This is a genomic window from Lacrimispora indolis DSM 755 (assembly GCF_000526995.1).
Classification (GTDB): domain Bacteria; phylum Bacillota; class Clostridia; order Lachnospirales; family Lachnospiraceae; genus Lacrimispora; species Lacrimispora indolis.
The window spans coordinates 2469039-2487205 of the sequence record NZ_AZUI01000001.1 but is presented as its reverse complement, the minus strand read 5'-3'; the positions used below and the strand labels follow the sequence as shown (position 1 = coordinate 2487205).

General features: G+C 35.1%; 15 protein-coding genes and 1 pseudogene. All 16 read right to left on the bottom strand.

All coding sequences use genetic code 11. The features are described from left to right. Positions 1-68: 68 nt before the first annotated feature. The 16 genes and pseudogenes from K401_RS0111990 to K401_RS0111920 all read right to left on the bottom strand — a co-directional run bounded on the left by K401_RS0111990 (position 69) and on the right by K401_RS0111920 (position 18011). Positions 69-710 (bottom strand): Vat family streptogramin A O-acetyltransferase, encoded by a 642-nt coding sequence (locus K401_RS0111990; RefSeq protein WP_024293173.1) that lies wholly within the window; start codon positions 708-710, stop codon positions 69-71. 57 nt (positions 711-767) lie between these two features. Continuing rightward, positions 768-1646, bottom strand: coding sequence for a Vgb family protein (locus K401_RS0111985; protein WP_024293172.1), 879 nt, complete (start codon positions 1644-1646; stop codon positions 768-770). A 653-nt stretch (positions 1647-2299) separates the two neighbouring features. After that, positions 2300-3673, bottom strand: a complete 1374-nt coding sequence (locus K401_RS0111980; RefSeq protein ID WP_024293171.1) for an amidase family protein — start codon at positions 3671-3673, stop codon at positions 2300-2302. A gap of 87 nt (positions 3674-3760) precedes the next feature. After that, positions 3761-3982, bottom strand: a complete 222-nt coding sequence (locus tag K401_RS34400; protein ID WP_498371132.1) for a hypothetical protein — start codon at positions 3980-3982, stop codon at positions 3761-3763. Positions 3983-4255: 273 nt separating this feature from the next. Next, on the bottom strand, positions 4256-5557 hold the full coding sequence (locus K401_RS0111975; RefSeq protein ID WP_024293170.1) for an alkaline phosphatase family protein: 1302 nt from the start codon (positions 5555-5557) through the stop codon (positions 4256-4258). Positions 5558-5582: 25 nt separating this feature from the next. Then, positions 5583-6812, bottom strand: a complete 1230-nt coding sequence (locus K401_RS0111970) for an MFS transporter (RefSeq protein ID WP_024293169.1) — start codon at positions 6810-6812, stop codon at positions 5583-5585. 444 nt (positions 6813-7256) lie between these two features. Beyond that, positions 7257-8126: a PhzF family phenazine biosynthesis protein gene (locus K401_RS0111965; protein ID WP_024293168.1), complete on the bottom strand. Its 870-nt coding sequence runs from the start codon at positions 8124-8126 to the stop codon at positions 7257-7259. 361 nt (positions 8127-8487) lie between these two features. Next, positions 8488-9228: a peroxide stress protein YaaA gene (yaaA, locus tag K401_RS0111960; RefSeq protein WP_024293167.1), complete on the bottom strand. Its 741-nt coding sequence runs from the start codon at positions 9226-9228 to the stop codon at positions 8488-8490. Continuing rightward, a pseudogene (locus tag K401_RS0111955) lies at positions 9225-9425 on the bottom strand (redoxin domain-containing protein); the annotation flags it as partial. The gene yaaA and the pseudogene K401_RS0111955, both read right to left, overlap by 4 nt. A 128-nt stretch (positions 9426-9553) precedes the next feature. Next, on the bottom strand, positions 9554-9964 hold the full coding sequence (locus K401_RS0111950; protein WP_024293166.1) for a peptide deformylase: 411 nt from the start codon (positions 9962-9964) through the stop codon (positions 9554-9556). Between the two features lie 485 nt (positions 9965-10449). After that, positions 10450-11208 carry a class I SAM-dependent methyltransferase gene (locus K401_RS0111945; protein WP_024293165.1) on the bottom strand — a complete coding sequence of 253 codons (759 nt, stop codon included), beginning with the start codon at positions 11206-11208 and terminating at the stop codon, positions 10450-10452. 101 nt (positions 11209-11309) lie between these two features. Then, positions 11310-12197 (bottom strand): AraC family transcriptional regulator, encoded by an 888-nt coding sequence (locus tag K401_RS0111940; protein WP_024293164.1) that lies wholly within the window; start codon positions 12195-12197, stop codon positions 11310-11312. Between the two features lie 423 nt (positions 12198-12620). Further along, positions 12621-13679 carry a PDDEXK nuclease domain-containing protein gene (locus tag K401_RS0111935; protein ID WP_024293163.1) on the bottom strand — a complete coding sequence of 353 codons (1059 nt, stop codon included), beginning with the start codon at positions 13677-13679 and terminating at the stop codon, positions 12621-12623. 264 nt (positions 13680-13943) lie between these two features. Next, positions 13944-14903, bottom strand: a complete 960-nt coding sequence (locus K401_RS0111930; protein ID WP_024293162.1) for a DUF2971 domain-containing protein — start codon at positions 14901-14903, stop codon at positions 13944-13946. A gap of 184 nt (positions 14904-15087) precedes the next feature. Beyond that, positions 15088-15939: an HNH endonuclease gene (locus K401_RS31845; RefSeq protein WP_024293161.1), complete on the bottom strand. Its 852-nt coding sequence runs from the start codon at positions 15937-15939 to the stop codon at positions 15088-15090. A gap of 599 nt (positions 15940-16538) precedes the next feature. Then, the gene (locus K401_RS0111920; RefSeq protein WP_024293160.1) at positions 16539-18011 is read right to left on the bottom strand and encodes an FRG domain-containing protein; all 1473 of its coding nucleotides are present in this window, start codon (positions 18009-18011) and stop codon (positions 16539-16541) included. Positions 18012-18167 lie beyond the last annotated feature (156 nt).

Here is an 18167-nt window from a genome sequence, read left to right as displayed (position 1 = left end):
CAGTAAAAATGGATTTATATCATATTCTATTTCTACATAGAACATCAAATTATCTTTAAGACAACAGCTTAAAGGTATTGTTCCATTAACTGTTCTAAACCGATTTCTGATGTTAGCTTTTCAAGATTATTAAATATTTTCTCTTCGTCCCAGTTCCACCATTGAATCATTAGCAAAAATTCAACCTTTTGATCACTAAATCGTTTCTTGATAAACTTAGCTGGATTCCCGCCATGTATTGTATAGGGTTCAACATTTTTTACTATAGTAGAGTTCGCGGCAATGATTGCACCATCGCCAATTTTAACACCTGGCATAATAGTTACATTTTGCCCTATCCAAACATCATTACCTATCACTGTATCCCCCTTGAAAGGCAATTGATCTACTGTTGGAGTGATCTTTTCCCAGCCACCGCCAAAGATATTAAATGGATAAGTTGTAATTCCGTCCATTCTGTGATTTGCTCCATTCATAATAAACTTAATGCCCTCTGCTATTGCGCAGAATTTACCTATTATTAATTTATCTCCCATGAACTCATAATGATGTTCTATATTATTGTAGAATTTCTCTGGAGAATTTTTATTATCGCTGTAATAGGTATATTCTCCAATCTCTATATTTAATTTTTTAGGCAGATTACTTATATAGCAAACCGTCTTTATATTTTCATTTGGATAAAGTTTATTCTTATCTGGTCCAATCATAACCATTCGCTCCTCCCAACCTGATTAAACGATAGATAAAGATATGAAGCAAACTTGCTAGTAGATTAACTGACCAATCTTCCCGCATTCCTCTGTAAACCATATGGCTCCGTCTGGTCCAAGAACAAGGTCATGTGGTTCTGAACCTATGGTGGGAATTTGATGTTCAATTATTTCGCCACATGATTTAAGCCTGCCAATCTGGTTGCTTCCCCATTCTGTAAACCAGAGTTCACCTTCTTTACCCGATATAATTGCATGGGGTTTAGCATCTCGTGTTGACAGCGAGTATTCAGTAAATTGGCCCGACGTTGTAATTCGACCTATTTTGTTACCTATTATTTCTACGAACCAAATGGCTCCATCTCCCCCTTTACAAATTCCAACTGGGCCAGAGGCAGTAGTTGGAATGCTAAATACAGTTATCTCCCCAGATATACTAATTCTACCGATCCTGTTACCTTGGTTCTCTGTAAACCAAAGTGCTCCATCTGAACCGTCTATAATCATTGACGGAAATGAACCCAGGTCAGGTAAATTATACTCACTAATTTCCCCATTCACGGTGATTCTTCCAATTTTATTGCCAGTAATCTCTGTGAACCACATTGCTCCATCAGGGCCTGATGTTATCCCGCAAGGACCTGCATTGGCAGTCGGTATATCATATTCTGTAACTTTTCCTTCTGTTGTAATTTTTCCTATTTTATTAGCTTTATATTCTGTAAACCATATAACTCCATCCATTCCTTTTGTTATAATTAGTGGCTCTGCATCTAGGGTCGGAAGTAAATACTCTGTAATTTTACCTTCCATTGTAATTCGTCCTATTTTATTTCCTGTATTTTCTGTAAACCAAATAGCTCCGTCATGTCCTGCAGTAATTCCATATGGCCCTGATTTGTCCATCTCGAGCTTATATTCATTTATATTCATTTACTTATTATCCTTTCATTTTAAAAACAAAAAACCTTTCCCAACTAAAAGTCTCGGAAAGGTTATAAGTGTCTCATCATAGAAGTTTAATATTAAAGAGCTATTTTAAAATAAAAATAGCAAATTAACACGATATAAATTCTAATTAAATTGACATTATTATAATCCTATCCAAAACTTACAGCAGTTTAAGTAATACAAAACCAGCATACCTTAAATATTAAAAGTATACCCGCTTTGTCTATACTACTATAACTTATAAAAACTGGATATGATTATATGATCATTTTAATTAATTACCTCGTGTTTATTTTTTATATATTTAAAGTATATTACTTTTAAGCTTATAATTCAACAATTTGCTGTGAATTTTTTATTTATTATCATAAATGCATTTTAGCACTTTAATCTGGGGAGCAAGATGGATTAAGTTCACTAGCTCTTGTTATCAGTGCTATCGTTTCTGTATGCCTTATTGCTGCAATTTTGATAACCATCGAGCCTGGTACCCCCTTGGCGTCAGAATATATTTTCGACAAATTCGACGCTCAACCTTTTTTTATAAAATAGCTACATTTATTATAACATGGAAACTCTCATTTTTTGATATCTAATTTTAATCTTAGCCGCTTTTCAGTATAGCAACTGCTTTTTTAATACCCAATAAATTTAGGTTTAACTCTTCTGCCTGCGATTTGTTCTATTGCATAAGCTGTGTTTAATAGTTCTTCGTCCGTTTGAGCGATGATATTTATTCCAAAAGGCATTCCATCATTATATAGCCCGCAGGGTACTGTAATCGCCGGTAAACCTGTATATTGAACAATTGGGTGATCTTTAAATACAATACATACATTTAAATCCTTTAGCTGATCCTTCATATATAGTTTAGTGAACTCTATATCTTTTAACGTATCCAGATAAATAGATTCTGTCATTTCACCAGAGGTATTATTCTGGGCATCTTCTAATAATATTTGACCATATCTTAAAGTTTCTTCTTTATGAATATTGTTAAATTCAATTATTTCCTTTAAATTTTTTATTTTATAATCTAGTGGTAACTCAGCTAAATATTGATTCATAGCATGCTTAAACTCATACTTTTTAATATTATCTATTTTTTTATTAGGAATTGTTTTGAGATGGATTCGTTTTAAGATCGCACCAGCATCCTTTAACTTATTTAAAACACCATTAGCCTTCTTTTCTTCTTCCTGCGACATATTATCTATAGCAGATTGATCAATTCCTATTACAGTACCTTTAAGATTTGTCCTTTCTGTAAAGTGTATTTTATTAGCTGATATTTCATTAATAATAATGATTGAATCTTTAACGGTTCTTGTCATGGGACCAACCATATCAAGAGAAAAGCTTATCGGAATAATCCCTTTTATGCTTAAAGTACCCTTTCCTGGACGATACCCTACAATACCATTCTTTAAACCGGGAGATATGATAGAGCCGGAAGTATCTGTGCCAAAAGCTGCCGTACATAAATTAGCTGCTACTGCAACTCCTGAACCGGTGCTGGAACCTGCCGGGTTTTCACCTAAAACGTATGGTGATTTTACAATTCCTCCTTTGGAACTATATCCGTTTGGCATTCCTTTCGTCATATAATTGGCAAATTCAGTCATATTTGTTTTTCCAAGAATAACAGCACCCTTTTTTCTCAAAATTTCAACAATCTCAGCGTCCGTTTCTGGACTTGAATCTGCCAATGCCAGTGACCCTGCGGATGTGTGCAAACTATCTGCAGTATTTATATTATCTTTTAAAAGAATAGGCACCCCATAAAGCAAACCAGAATCATCCTTATTTCTTTCATCAAGCTCCTCTGCTATTGTAATAACATCAGAATTTATCTCAAGAATAGAATTTAATCCATTTAAACCTTTGTCGAAAGAGTCAATTTGCTCTAAATATTGTGAAACAATCTCTTTTATTGAGAAAGTCTTATTTTTTATTATCTTACTTAATTCAGTTATTGTTATTTCGCTTAAATTTATTTTGGCTGTCATATTAATCTCCTGCATCTATTTGACGTTCTCACATGAATCAATCATAGTTTTATCTTTTCTATTATCTTCCTATATATTTCGATTTATTCATAGTAATGTCAGCAGATAAGTATTATAAAGCTTATACCCAATAATACGTTGCAGCATTGCAACACTGAAAAGAAATGGTGTTATGGGACAATTGACAAAAACTTTTTGCCATTTCCTCCTGAAACTTATTAAAACTTGATCTGAAACAATAGCCGGATGGCTGTCCTGTACATAATAATGATCGCGTTGACTGATATTCTTGCTCTTCTTACCTGTCAAGAAATCTTCTGTAAAAGTCTTTTGCAGAATTGTATCGCCTTTATACTTTTCATTTATAATTCTTCATTATCGATATAAAATGTGGCAGCAGATTAAGACTCCACCCAAAAGAAAAGACGTGAAAGTATCCTCTCACGTCAAAATATGTTGCTATCTATAATTCTATAAATCCTCTATTTATCAAGTATCTAACCGTTGCAACAGGACTATGAAACCTACATGCCTTGAGTGAGTAAAAATAATGCTGAAAACGCATACTCCTTCCCAGGGGTTTTACGCTTTCGTATTAATTCTGAATATCTCATCCAACACTCTGCCGTCACAAGGACCGAAATCAATGCCTAGGATTGCTGCAATCGTAGGAGCTATATCTACCATCTGGATTTCTCCCAACTGGTATTCTTTCTTAATACAATTTCCTGATACCACAAAGCCACATCCATACTCTGGTCTCTCCGGTGAATACCCATGTGTTGCATACTTTCTATTTTCTTTCTCCAAGTCAGTCACAAGGGACCCGGTAAGGCTGTCATCAAAACAGTAACCAGTCTTCGCTTCCAGCATATACTCAGAAACCGGGAACGCATGAAAACGTTCCAGTTCTTCTCTGGTATAGATCCTCTCAATACCTAAGTTCTTCTCTTCTGCCGCTTTTAGAAGAATCTGTAGTACACGCTGCTTTGCTTCCTCGTCATTTTCCTTTAAGTGCAGATAGGCAGACCCTCCTGCAGACTGTATATAGGCTCTCCAAAACATTTTCCCTTTTTCTTCATAAATGAGGCCTTCTTCTTTTAACAATTGATTCAGCTTCACCTTGTACCTTACATTTTTCTGCCCATGATCTCCCAACACCAGAAAAACCGTTTCCTCAAAAATGCCTGCCTCCCGAACTGCCTCCATAATCTTACCGATTCTTTCATCCATCCGGGTCAGAACCTTATCAATCTCAGGACTGTCTGTCCCATGATGATGCTTCGCGTCGTCCAGTTCAATGAAGTGCATCATCAGAAGTTCCGGTTTTTTGCTTAGAATGGTGTCTTTTCCGCACATAGCTGTAAAATCATCCAGGTAAGGCTGTTCAATCCCTTTTCTTGATTTTCCATATTTTTTCTCAAGCCCAATACAAAAAAATGGACTTCCATTTTTTAAGATCTTAAGAGATTGATTCTCACGTCCGATTGCCTTTATCTCCGGAAGATTATAGCGAATGGAGGCCTTTCCGGTAACAGGCCACAGGATTCCTGCTGATTTCATTTCACTATTTCTTAAAGCATCATACACAGCAGGTGCCTTGATATCCTTTTTAAACCAGAACCACGCCTGTTCTTCTTCATCAATAAAAGGCTGGAGAGGGGTATTATGATAGATTCCATGCTTATCCGGATAAACGCCGGTCACCATAGTGGTATGCACTACATAGGTAAGAGTCGGATAGACGCTTTTTAATTTTGTACTGAATGCTCCGCTTTTTATTAATCGGGAAAGGTTGGGAAGCCGACTTGCCTTTTCCCAGTTATCTTCAGAAAATGCATCATAGGAGATCACTACCAAATGCTTTGCTTTTCCTTTGCTCATTTTTCCAGCTCCATCATCTTTCATCTTATTTTTGTTCTTTAGGAAGTATCATAAAAATCACTAATCCAATTAAAAAAAGAGGAATAATTCCCAAAATACTCCATCTGGCATTACCGGTAATTGCTGTTATAAGGGACATCAGCGTTGGACCCAAAATGGCCGAGAATTTACCGAATATATTATAAAATCCAAAAAATTCATTGGATTTTTCCTTTGGAATAATCTTTGCATAATAGGACCGGCTTAGCGCCTGAATCCCTCCCTGTGCAGAACCAATCATGGCTCCAAGAATGAAAATATGCCATAGGGAAGCTAAAAAAAATGCAGCAATACAGGTAATGATATAAGTAAATATTCCGATGATAATCATGGTTCTGGCAGAAAGCCGTTTCGCCAGGTTTCCATAAAAGATGGCACAGGGAAAGGCGATCAGCTGTATTATCAGTAAAATTCCCAGCAATGAAAATGTATCCAGTGTATGGTTCCCAAGGACAGCGGTGGCATAAGGAACTACCATTTTAATTATGGTATCCACACCATCAATATAGAAAAAATATGCACCAAGAAAGTAGAATACGGTTTTATACTGCCTGATCTGTTTAAATGTTTCCGCCAGTCTTTTAAAACTGTTTCTTATTGGATGTTGTTCGGGTTCCACATAATGAATCTGTTTTACATCTTTTATCATAGGAAAAGTTAAGAGTCCCCACCATAAAGCAGTAATGATAAATCCGATCTGATATCCGATTGACTTGTCCATCCCCAAAAGAAATATGAGCGCCAGACTGATGCCAAAAGGTATGACACTGGATATATAGCCGAACGCAAAACCAAGGGAAGATATCTTATCCATTCTCTCATCACTGGTAACATCAACGATAAATGCATCGTAGAAAATATTGGATCCTGCAAATCCAATTGCCGATAAAATAAAAAAAAGAATTAAAAGCTGCCATTGTCCGCTGGAGGGAGGAATAAACGCCAGCGAAGCGGTTGCAAGGACACCCAGACAGGTAAAGAATACAAAAAACCGTTTCTTTTTATCTTTATAATCGGCGGCGGCACCTAAAACCGGACTTAAAACCGCCACTAGAATACTGGCAATGGAGTTAAAATACCCCAGATCCATGCTGTATCTCACATTGTCAAACATTCCGAACATAATCGGCAGTAATGCAGTGGTGACAGCCATTGAGTAAGCCGAATTTCCGCAATCAACCAATATCCATGATTTCTCTTCTCTGCTTAACTTCATTATTGAATACTCCTTCCAGCCTTTATGATCCAATTATATCATAAGGTTAAGCATTGTCTTGTAAAAACATTGTAAAAGAGCATTTGGCTTTCTGCTTTATTTATAATCCATTCCTTACAGTACGGCACCTTCCGTTAGTTTCCCTCTTTTTTGATCCGACAATCGGATTGCCATGTTTGTCTTTCTTACATTTGCTTTAAAAATCCTTTTTGATTCTTTTGCCAATTGAATCTGTTATATTATGCTCTAATACCATTTATTGCCCTCCTAAAACATATTTATATATCACAGCATCGAATGTTACTTTTCTTTCCTCCTCATAGCCGGTCATGTTATCCTCTCTTCCGACACAGTTCGTCAATGCATACTGTGTGTCTTGAGAGGTCAAAAAAGATGCTGCTTGAGCCTGGGAATACCTTGAAGGAAGGTCGCTTAGCTCTTATTCTATATTTCGACTTCCGTTAAGGTTAAATTCATCGCTCTCCCTCCGACCTTGACTTCAAAAATTTTATTTTCCTTTATAGCTAAAGACACTCTGATTTCAGATGGCCTATTCATAGAATAACCTTGTTCAAAAATAATATGTGAAGCTTGCTCCTCGTCGATTTTTCCATAGTGGTACAAATAACAACCAAGTGCACCGCTTGATGTTCCTGTGGCAGATTCCTCCGGGATACCATATAAGGGAGCAAAGTTTCTACAATAAGCGTTAGCACCATGTAAGGATTTCAAAGAAAAAACATGGTATCCAACCGTATTGTACTTCTGGCTGATTTCTTTTACTTTTTTCATATCCGGTCTGATCGCATCTAAAATCTCAATGCTTCTTACAGGAACCATAATATCCCGAAGCACTGTTGATACAACTTGAACCAACAAGTCTGCTGTAATTTGGGAAGTACTGATATTCAAGGAATCTGCTACTTCATCTTTGTCTATAACTTCCGAAAATACAGGAATGGATTGATCCATCATAACAAAATTATCGTTGTGAATTTCAATGCCAAGTATTCCTGCTCTGGTTTCCTGCTCATACTTACCTTGCTTTAACAAATTTAGACTTGACATTGCATTGAAGGTGGCAATCGTGGCATGACCACATAAGTCCACCTCTTCATTCGGTGTGAAGAATCTCACTTTAAAATCTGCCACGTTTGATTTGAAAACAAAAGCAGTTTCACTGAATCCAAGAACAGCAGCAGTTTTTCTCATTTCTTCCTCAGATAATGAATCTGCATTCATAACAACACCTGCTGGGTTTCCGCCTTCTTTCGTTTTAGCAAAAGAATTTAATGTGTATACGTTTATTTTCATATATTCCCAAACTCCTATATTTCACTTAAGAATTAACTTACTATAAAAACAATTGAATTATGTCATGCTATGTTATAATTCGACAATTACTTCAGTATGCCTTAATGTGCAATAATGATGCCATATGTATCTGTTAACCACTTGGCGGCAGGATATCACCTCCAAAAGTCTTCACTGATCGATCAGCAAAAAAATAGAATTAGCTTCTTTTCTGCCTGATTGTATGAATAAACGATCTCATTTTATATTACTCTGCATCTGGAAACTTGTGCCGCCATTCTCTTTCATAATACTTGCTTGCATCATCCAATTTGGTGCCAATGAAGCTCAAACAGGTATGTTCTCATGACAACCTCTCGCCTCACATTATGAATACGTATTTTGAGTTGCTGGAAAGCTCCTTGCAATAAGCAAATCCTAGCTCCTGAAAATCCTTGAGACCATTCAGATCTGAAATATTATTCTCTGCCATGAACCGCACCATATCACCGCGAGCCATCTTAGATATTGTTCCCTTTTGTTTCACTTTCCCTTCCACTAGCTCACCAAACTCAATCGTAATAAATCGATCCTTTGGTGTGATATATTTCTCGATGCATTGTGAGTATTCTTTCGAAGCCAAGTTAAGGATAATTCTGTCATCGTCCACTAGACTATGATACAACCGGTCTCCCCAGAAATCATATAAATCTTTACAATCATTCACGGATAGCTTTGCCTGCATTTCTAGTCGATATGGCGTTACCCCATCAAAGGGCTTAAGTACTCCATAGAAGCCTGACAAAATCCGCAAATGATCTGATAGGTACGAAAGTGCCTTAGTTGTAAGCACTTTCGGAGCCATATGCTGATACTGCAAGCCCTCATATGCTATTACTGCCGGTGTCAGTCTATGCATCAAAGCCATATCTTTGTAGCGCTTATAGTTTAATTCTGCCAATTTATCATTGCATTTCCACAATGCTTTTCCCTCTGATAAGGACAAGGACTTCATTTCATGCATCAATATTATAGCATCATTAATAAATCCGGGCACTCCGGTAACCTCAATAGAATCCGTATCCTCAATCATCTTCTTTGCCGGAGAAATTATTATCTTCATATCCTAAACTGCGCCAGCATTTGTGCCGGATTCTCCTCTGCCTTCACTTTGCCAAAGGCTTTTACAATTATTCCATCTTCATCGATGTGATATGTGGTTCGAACCACTCCCATGCTAACCTTACCATAATTTATTTTTTCCTGCCAGACATCATATGCCTGAATACAGGTAAGTTCCGTATCAGAAAGCAATGTAAATGCTGGTGTTTTTGTTCCTGCCTGTACCATGATCTTACCTCCTGGTTCTTATGTTAAGCATAAAATCCTTCTATTCCGCCTTTTTAGTATTCATTTCACTATTACAACTTCCTTCAATGCCTATACTTCTATATCACTATGCCATCGCAGTGGTCGATTTCATGTTGTATAATTTGTGCAATCCATCCGGAATACTTCTGGCAGTGTTTATTGAAATTCATATCCTGAAACTCTACCACGATATCCTTATATCTGATGGTCTTGCGAACTCCAATCAAAGAAAGACAGCCTTCTTCCGTCTCGTACGCACCAGACTTCTTCACAATCACCGGATTAATCATAGCAATATTAGCAAAACCCATACTCACTGCTATTATTCTCTTCTTGACACCTATCATGTTAGCCGCCAGTCCTACACAACCTACTTCATTCGCCTTTAACGTATCAAGCAAATCCTGAACCACCTGCTTATCCGCTTCCGTTGCCGGTTCTGACTTCTGATTCAGAAAAAAGACATCCTTCATTACTGATCTAATCATTACAAACCTTCTTTCATTTGCTCAGGATAGTTGTATTTCAGAGCATTCTACCCCTAAGACATTAATGTATATTTACCCTACGGTACAATTACGCTAATGCCTATCTTTATTTACTGTATTATTTACTTATCCGTTTAGATATGTCAAATTGGTATATTTACCCTACAGTACAATCACACCAATGCCTATCTTAATTTTTATATTATTTACTTATCCGTTTTAACATGTCAAATTAGCATAACTTTTCTGCACTTCTGCCTCAGGTTTTCTGCAACAGAGTTATTACCTCCACATGTGTTGAGTGTGCAATTCTGATGACCGCTGGGCATGGTACTCCCTTGGTGTCAGAACATATTTCATAAACTGTTCCATTCAGCCGTTATTGTTTTTATCTATACTAAAAAAATAACTTTCTATGTTCTTTATTTTACCATAGAAAGCTATTTTTGTTCAGAGCTTTTTTCAGTATTCTGAGAATCTTATTTTTATTTAATAGGCACAGCCTCAAAAGTAATGACATCTTTAACATTTGATGGATACTGCCCAAATTTATAATCTGAAGAAATCACGATATCTTTAAACCCCGTGCTTTCAAGTATCAATTTAAACTCTTCCAGTCCATACCATTGTAGCGGAAAGCGTTCTAATTCGGTTTGAATAAGCACTCCCTCACGCCATTTTTCATACCTGTTATGTGAAACAGTATATTGATTTATATAGTCAACTTCCACGATTTTACTTTCTAAAGTAATGATATCGCCATTCAAACAGACCCATGCCCTTGTGGAAGCCGTACCTACAGAAAAATCTGTCTGCATGAATATATCAATCATTAATCGTCCTCCAGTGCATAAATGCTTATGAAAATTTTGCAGTGCTCTTATTGAGTCTGCTCTTTGGTGCATCAGAAGGAACGTTCCCGTTGGAACTATAATCGCATCATATCTCGTATCCTGTATAAAAGATTCCATATTCGCTTCAAAAAGCTTAGGATTAAGACCTTTTTTTATGCAATTGTCACGGCATATATTCAGCATGTCTTTTGAACTGTCAAAGCCATCTACTGTAAACCCTTTTTCTAAAAGCGGAATCAGCATACGACCGGTTCCAGTTGCAGGCTCAAGAATATGCCCCCTGCACAAGCTTAATCTATCAATGTAAAATTCTACATCTCCAAAAGAATGACCTATAGGCTTATCTATATCATATACCTCTGAAGACAGGCTGCCATAATAACTTAACATATTTTAGTTCCTCTTTTATTAATTCTAAACCTATTAAAACCAGCTTAATTGAGTTGACTCTTTATAAGTAGCATATCATCAAATCGTATCGCACAAGAATATTATTTTACTTTTTTAATAGGAATATAAATATCCATAACGGTATCTTTTCTGTGATGACAGCGTTCATCATAGAATTCAAAATCAATTTTACTTTCATCGTAAATATACTCACTATCTTTAAACCAATCTTCAAAAATATATTTCCACGTACTTGCAATAATCTCTGCAAACTCTATTTGTTCTTCATCATTTGAAGTATCCACAGGAGCCGTTGTAAAAACTGCATACTCAGCCTCCGGAACCTCTACTGTCAGCATATCTTTCTCTGCCCTTGAAAAATCATCAACAATTACCCCTAAAAGATATATTACATTTCCATCTTCAGATAACGGAACACACAATCCAACTTCACCGTGTTTAGCGGGATTTAAAATTCTGTACATTTTGCTTTCTAAATTTTCACCTTCATAATTATTCCAATAAGATGCAATATCTTTTGTATATGTAATCCCGGTAATATTGGTTTTGATTCCATAACCAGCAACTTTAAATGCAGGTCTTTTAACAATAACAGGCTCCATAATATAACCTCCCATTTCAAATGTTGTTTTTGTATCAGCATATTGAGCCAGTCGCATCATGTACTGTGTAGGACTATAACCATAAGCTTTACGAAAAGCTTTAGCAAATCCGCTGGGGGTTTCAAATCCATAATCAAAAGCAATATCAATAATTTTTCTTTTATTGAATAATTCTGTTGTTGCTAAAGCTAACCTGCGTCCTCGCATGTATTCCATAACAGATATACCCTTACATAAACTAAAAACTCTGCAAAAATGGTAAAGCGAATACCCTGATTGATTAGCAATTTCTTCAATAGTAATATCTTCTTTTATATGGTCTTCAATGAATTCAATACATTTTTCAATTTCTTTCCTATAATTCAATGCTTACCACCCCTGCCTTTCTTCCATAGGATAGCTTTATTATAACAACAACTTATAAAAGGAGCTGTTCCTGTTTTGCTAACTATGAATACACAATAAAATTATAACTGGTTTACAGCTGAAGTGTCCTCTTGTTCTTTTTTAACTAAAAGAGGCTAAAATCGAGTATTTCAACTCCAATTTTAGCCCTTTTCTTCCTTCATGTGTCGACATCTTGTGGTCAAAGTTTGCTTTTGTTCATAAAATCGCAAAACGTCATCATTATTATAGTATCCACATACCTTGTTGCTGTAATTCAAATGACCATCGAAGCCACTTATCCCTTGGCGTCAGTGTATATTTTCAAAGAGCCAAAATATAATTACTTACTTTTCATTCAACTTAAAGCACAAATTCGAAAATCATGCTACAAGATGTACACTTTCATTCCAACTCTCTCTCAATTTCTTCGATGGAAGGGAGGCTACTCCGTAATTCTTCTGGTAAGGATTTCTCCATTTGATTTTTCCATTCTGCTACACCAATTGGATTCTGATATCCAGATAAAGAATACTCCACAACTGTCTGATTTTTGCCCTTAACCAAAAGTAAACCAATAGTTGGTTTATCGTCTGGATGGCATAGAATATCATTTACCACATTTTGATACATATTAAGTTGACTTATAAAACCAGGCTCAAAATCACAGGCTTTCAATTCAATGACTACATAGCAACGTAATTTAAGATGATAGAACAGCAAATCAATATAGAAGTCCTGCCCACCTACCTCCAGATGTACTTGTCTGCCCACAAATGCAAATCCCTGCCCTAATTCTAATAAAAACTTCTGGATATGTGTAGTCAATTGACGCTCGATTTCAACCTCACGTCGCGGCATATCTGTTCCTAAAAAGTCAAATAAATATGGATCTTTAAATATTTGATTTGCCATATCAGAATCTACCGGCGGAAGCGCTGACGGAAAATTATTAACGGTTCTACCGGTACGCTCCATCAATTTGCTTTGTATCTGCAAGTCCAAAATAGTGCTGCTCCACCCATTTTCCATTGCTTTTTGTGCATACCAGATGCGGCTTTCTTCATCTTCCAATTTATCTATCAGTTTGAGATTAGTTCTCCATGGAATTTGTGCAGCAACCTGTTGCACAATTTCATAATCTGGCCAACACTGAGCAAACTTACGCATGTACTTTATGTTTCTTGGAGAGAAACCGGACATTTCCGGAAATGCTTCCTTCAAATCTTTTGCCATTCGGTCTATAACCTTGGCTCCCCAGCCTTCTTCCTCTTGCTTCTTCAAAATTGCTCTTCCAATATTCCAGTAGAGGCGGATCATATTGGAATTTGCATTCATTACAACAGTAATTCTCTGTTTTTGAACTTCATTTTTGATTTCTTCTATAAACTGCAAATAGCTATCACTCATTTCGGAAAGATTTGGAGCAACCGGAAAAATAACTCCCTCTTTATTGTTTCCCATATGTTTTCTGCTATTCAATATTTTCACCTCCAAGTTCCATTATTATGATAAAGTATTTGAATTTACTAATCAAAAATTCAAGTGGAAATATTTCTAAAACAAATTTACTTTTTTTACAGTACCTCAATATAATTGACAAGTTCTTTATCTTCAATATTATTCTACACTGGTTTCTGTATGCAGTGAAATAATTTTTTTATATTCCATAGCATAAGAAACAAGTAGATTTCTATTACCCTCATTACTCAATTTCACGTATTATAATTATTGATAAGTTGCATTTGACTTGTATATTTTAATCTTATCAAAATCAAAACCTTGTGAAGCTAAAAAAAACTGAATATCAAAAATTGTCACTTCACATTTAGATCCAATAATAACTTCTTTTAAAAAGTTATCCTTTATTTTGGTAAAGTTCAAGTCAAAATAAGGAATCAATTTTGTTTGTGTTGTTCTAAATGATATTTTTTCCCGAACAAATCCATTATTATATTGACATTTCTTATTATAATTTTCATCTATTTGTCCAGCCACTTCATCGTTATTATCATGCTCATAGCTATATACATTAGATAAATGAATATTTACATATAATCTCCACTCCTTTTCTTCTTTAAAGGCATTATTTTTAAATTGTGGACTATCATTGCGTATTGCTCCTATATGCAAACACATATCCCATATAAACTCATTTAATGTTTCATTGTTAATTTCATTTGCCTCTGCCAACTCATAAGCAGTTACTAATTCGCCCAAATAATTTTCAATATATTTTCTTTGCTCCTTAATACTGTACATCACCTTCTTAAAATGAAAATTATACCCCCCAGTATCAAAAGTCTTTAAAACCTTTTTATTAAACCCCAAAGAAATACCCCTGGCATCGTTTGCATACCCTCTCCATTGACTTAATAAATCTCCTTGTTCAGAAAAACACGCTATATATGTAACCATTTTCCTTGTGTTCTCATGAAATACTTTATTAATTGTAGCGTCTATCTGCAGACCTATTTTTTCAATCAAACTATCTGTAATACAATATTTAGTACAAAATAGTTCACTATCTTTTATTTTACTTAAAAATATATCCTTTACCAAATTTGCAATCCATTTAGTTTCTTGGTTATCATTTGTTTTTGTACAATCCGATAATCTTATAGTCTGATTGCTGATTATACTGTTAAAAGTCTCCAAACTGCAATAATGATATAAAATATCTTTCATACATCAAACCTCTTCTGTATCTTTAATGGAATGCCTCACACTCTGTGCAAAACAAAGTTTCCTTAAAGGTTAAAAAATAGTTTCTCACATTCCTTTGATTGGAAGTTTTATATTGAGTAGCAAAACCACCTTTCATTTTTATATAGAGAGCAAAAGTTTCTCTACACTTCAAATTAAATGTATGTTATTTACCACTCTCATCTGAAATATTGCTCCTTCTTCTATGCTCCGCAAGAGCTACACGATCTGGTTCTATTTGACCTTTTGATATAGTCATGCCTATATATCGCAAAATATACGCTTTAAATATTTGACTATGATCACTCCTTTTTTTTACGCATATTCTGAAGTTACTATCTAATGAGAAATAGCCCAATTCAAATGCTTTGTCATGAATAGGACATAAACACAAACCATTAGATGTATCTCCACGCTTTTCACTATTATCGGCCCACCTAGCAATATGAGAGGCAATTAAAAATTCCCTATCTGAAATCGTACATTCCGGAAAGCAACATCGATTATTATAATTATTTTTTACATTAGCCGAAAAATGCGCATGTCCTACCCGAACCTTTATTTGTTTTATAGCCACAGATGTCGGTACGGATAAGCCAACAGAAAAGCCTTCCTCACCAGACGCTTCGTTATTCTCTAATATTATATCCAATAGCATTTCATCAACTTCAGACAGATATCCTCCGTTTAAGCATTGTAATCTATTCGATTGTATTGTATAAAATATATTCCTTGGTTTGGCTTTTTGCTCATAATACTTCTTAAAATCCAGACTATGTTCCTTGAATAATTGATAAAGACTGATGGGTTTATTAAATCTTATAAAGTCGCTTAAAAAAGCTCTATAAAAACTGCTACAATAAGCCCAACTTCCGGGGCTCGGAGGACGTTCCAAGGTTTCATGACCATCAGCCTTAGCAATTGAATATCCAACAAATTCTGCCTTTTTCCCTTTTCCTCTAAGATGAAAGACAATATCTCCAGTCTTCACTTTATTCACATTAACCAAAATGGCCATGACTTTTTTTCTCCTTCACTTTTCTTATATGTCGGAGCCCAGATACACTTTGTAAATCCCCATTCATCACCCCCATGTTTTTCGTCACGGCTCATCTCAATCCACATTTTCATTTCTCGTCACTCCCCAATTTAATCTTTATCGGCACATAATGCTTTGATAGCCTGTTAAATAGCTGTATAGTCTTACATTTTGAGGTTAATAAATATCGTGCCTTTGGTCAAAACGTCCTTTTTCCTTACTCCCTGAAATACTTTGACTTACTGGGCTTTCTTTTCCAGCAGAACCACCGTCTTCACTTGCGGTGAAAGTTGTCTTTTATACTACATGGCAAAAGATTTTCCTATCTTTTTTATTATAGAGTACCTAACTTTGGGAATTACCCCTTTTGATGATTTTTCACCCCTCTTAGTAAAAATTTACCCCCCTTTACCCCACATTAAATAGTAAATGCATTGCTGAAATGTATGCATTGTTTTCGCATAATAATATTTTTTACTATATCAAGTTCGAAACAGCAACAACTTTTCTATATCCCACCTCTTAATAATATATTAATTATCTAAATTTCCTTTTTGACAAGTTCCTTCTATTGTGTTCTAAATTGATAGATTTCTTACAGCTAAATAGTATAATTCATAATTTCTCAAACACTTTTCATGCCATTTGTCATAACGCCACTCTAAAAAGCTATCTCGCTCCCCTTTTCCTATGTCATTACAAAGTTCCCAAGCTAAATCGTAAACACTTTGGCAAAAATTATAAGCACTTTCATAGTACGTATCATATCGCTCCCCGCCATGCTCTATATCATTTAAATCACCGAAAATTATTTTATGTCGTTTAATATAAGCCATATTTAAAACTTCGCCATATTTATCTCTCATAATATATCTATTTTGGAATAAATCATATGCACGTTCTACTTCTAACAAAAATTGTTTACATTCTTTAACAATTGGTTCTGTTAAACCCATAATTTCAAATATAGAAATTTCCTTATTTAAATTAATCATTCTTGAAGTTCGATAATTTTCATTAAATATTAAATTATAATTAGTGAAATTACTATCAGGAATCGTTCTCGCAATCCAATTAGAACTGGTAAGTCTCCTATCTTCTAAATCATGATACACATTAATCCATATTCTTGCCGATTTGCCATATTGGGTCTTGTATTTTATGTATACTTCATCTACAATCCTTTGAATATCATCATCGGTAAATGACAACTCGGACACATATACACCCAATGTTACTTTTTGACCAAAAGATTTTTCTCTATTTTCAAATTCTTGGATATCAAATGACAGTCTACTGTTTGACACAGCTTTTGCCTTATCATAAAGCAAATCACCATAAATTCCAATCGTATTTAGATATTCAATAATTTGGGGTTTTATATCATGTGGAATAATTATCTTTTTGATAATTCCTTCAATATCCAAGCTCCCTTTTTCCACTAAATTGTCTTTACGGTCAAAAGCATAACCAAAATATATACCTGTTCCTCCTTGTATTATTGCTCTAGGGTTTGAATACGCTATACCCATGTCATAATCAATAACAGCATTTTTTGTAATAGCTTCTTTAATTTCTTCATCAGATAGATCTAGGTGTAATTCATTTTTCACTGCATCCTTTATTACTCGAAAGTTATATAAATCCCCTTGTGCTATTCGCATCAAAATTTTTATTTGTACACTGTTAAAATTGCATGCTTTATCTCTATCGATTATAAAAACAGCCCCATCTTTATCATGTTGTGTATCGTCTTCTATTACAAAATAAAGTGACACAGACGGATTTATAGACAAATCACATAAACGTGTCTTCTCACCCCAATGCTGTAATTCTAGTATTTTCTTTAAAACCTCTTCCGTCTGAACTAGACTAAATTTTCGACATTCTTCTGCCACCTTATCCTTCACACAATTCCCTCGAAATGCCCCTGGAACTATATCCCACTCAGAAACAGCTTGACCTCTGAATAAATTATTGCCTTTGTACTTCTCAACTATTTGATAATATTCTTCTACTGAATTTATTCTGATTGTTTCAACATCAATCATTAGAATATCCCCCTCTTATCTATTATCAGTTCAAATTACATCATACACTACGAGTTTTTACACAGAAAAAGAGTTGACTAAAACAATCCTAATACTAAAGTCGATACCAACTAATAGTTTTGCCGCCGAATATACATTTTGCAAGATTGTATCTTT

What these genes read in the sequence shown, in the direction of transcription:
- K401_RS0111990 (WP_024293173.1), bottom strand. Translation starts at nt 710, where the DNA reads ATGATTGGACCAGATAAGAATAAACTTTATCCAAATGAAAATATAAAG.
- K401_RS0111985 (WP_024293172.1), bottom strand. Translation starts at nt 1,646, where the DNA reads ATGAATATAAATGAATATAAGCTCGAGATGGACAAATCAGGGCCATAT.
- K401_RS0111980 (WP_024293171.1), bottom strand. Translation starts at nt 3,673, where the DNA reads ATGACAGCCAAAATAAATTTAAGCGAAATAACAATAACTGAATTAAGT.
- K401_RS0111975 (WP_024293170.1), bottom strand. Translation starts at nt 5,557, where the DNA reads ATGAGCAAAGGAAAAGCAAAGCATTTGGTAGTGATCTCCTATGATGCA.
- K401_RS0111970 (WP_024293169.1), bottom strand. Translation starts at nt 6,812, where the DNA reads ATGAAGTTAAGCAGAGAAGAGAAATCATGGATATTGGTTGATTGCGGA.
- K401_RS0111965 (WP_024293168.1), bottom strand. Translation starts at nt 8,126, where the DNA reads ATGAAAATAAACGTATACACATTAAATTCTTTTGCTAAAACGAAAGAA.
- yaaA (WP_024293167.1), bottom strand. Translation starts at nt 9,228, where the DNA reads ATGAAGATAATAATTTCTCCGGCAAAGAAGATGATTGAGGATACGGAT.
- K401_RS0111950 (WP_024293166.1), bottom strand. Translation starts at nt 9,964, where the DNA reads ATGATTAGATCAGTAATGAAGGATGTCTTTTTTCTGAATCAGAAGTCA.
- K401_RS0111945 (WP_024293165.1), bottom strand. Translation starts at nt 11,208, where the DNA reads ATGTTAAGTTATTATGGCAGCCTGTCTTCAGAGGTATATGATATAGAT.
- K401_RS0111935 (WP_024293163.1), bottom strand. Translation starts at nt 13,679, where the DNA reads ATGGGAAACAATAAAGAGGGAGTTATTTTTCCGGTTGCTCCAAATCTT.
- K401_RS0111930 (WP_024293162.1), bottom strand. Translation starts at nt 14,903, where the DNA reads ATGAAAGATATTTTATATCATTATTGCAGTTTGGAGACTTTTAACAGT.
- K401_RS31845 (WP_024293161.1), bottom strand. Translation starts at nt 15,939, where the DNA reads ATGGCCATTTTGGTTAATGTGAATAAAGTGAAGACTGGAGATATTGTC.
- K401_RS0111920 (WP_024293160.1), bottom strand. Translation starts at nt 18,011, where the DNA reads ATGATTGATGTTGAAACAATCAGAATAAATTCAGTAGAAGAATATTAT.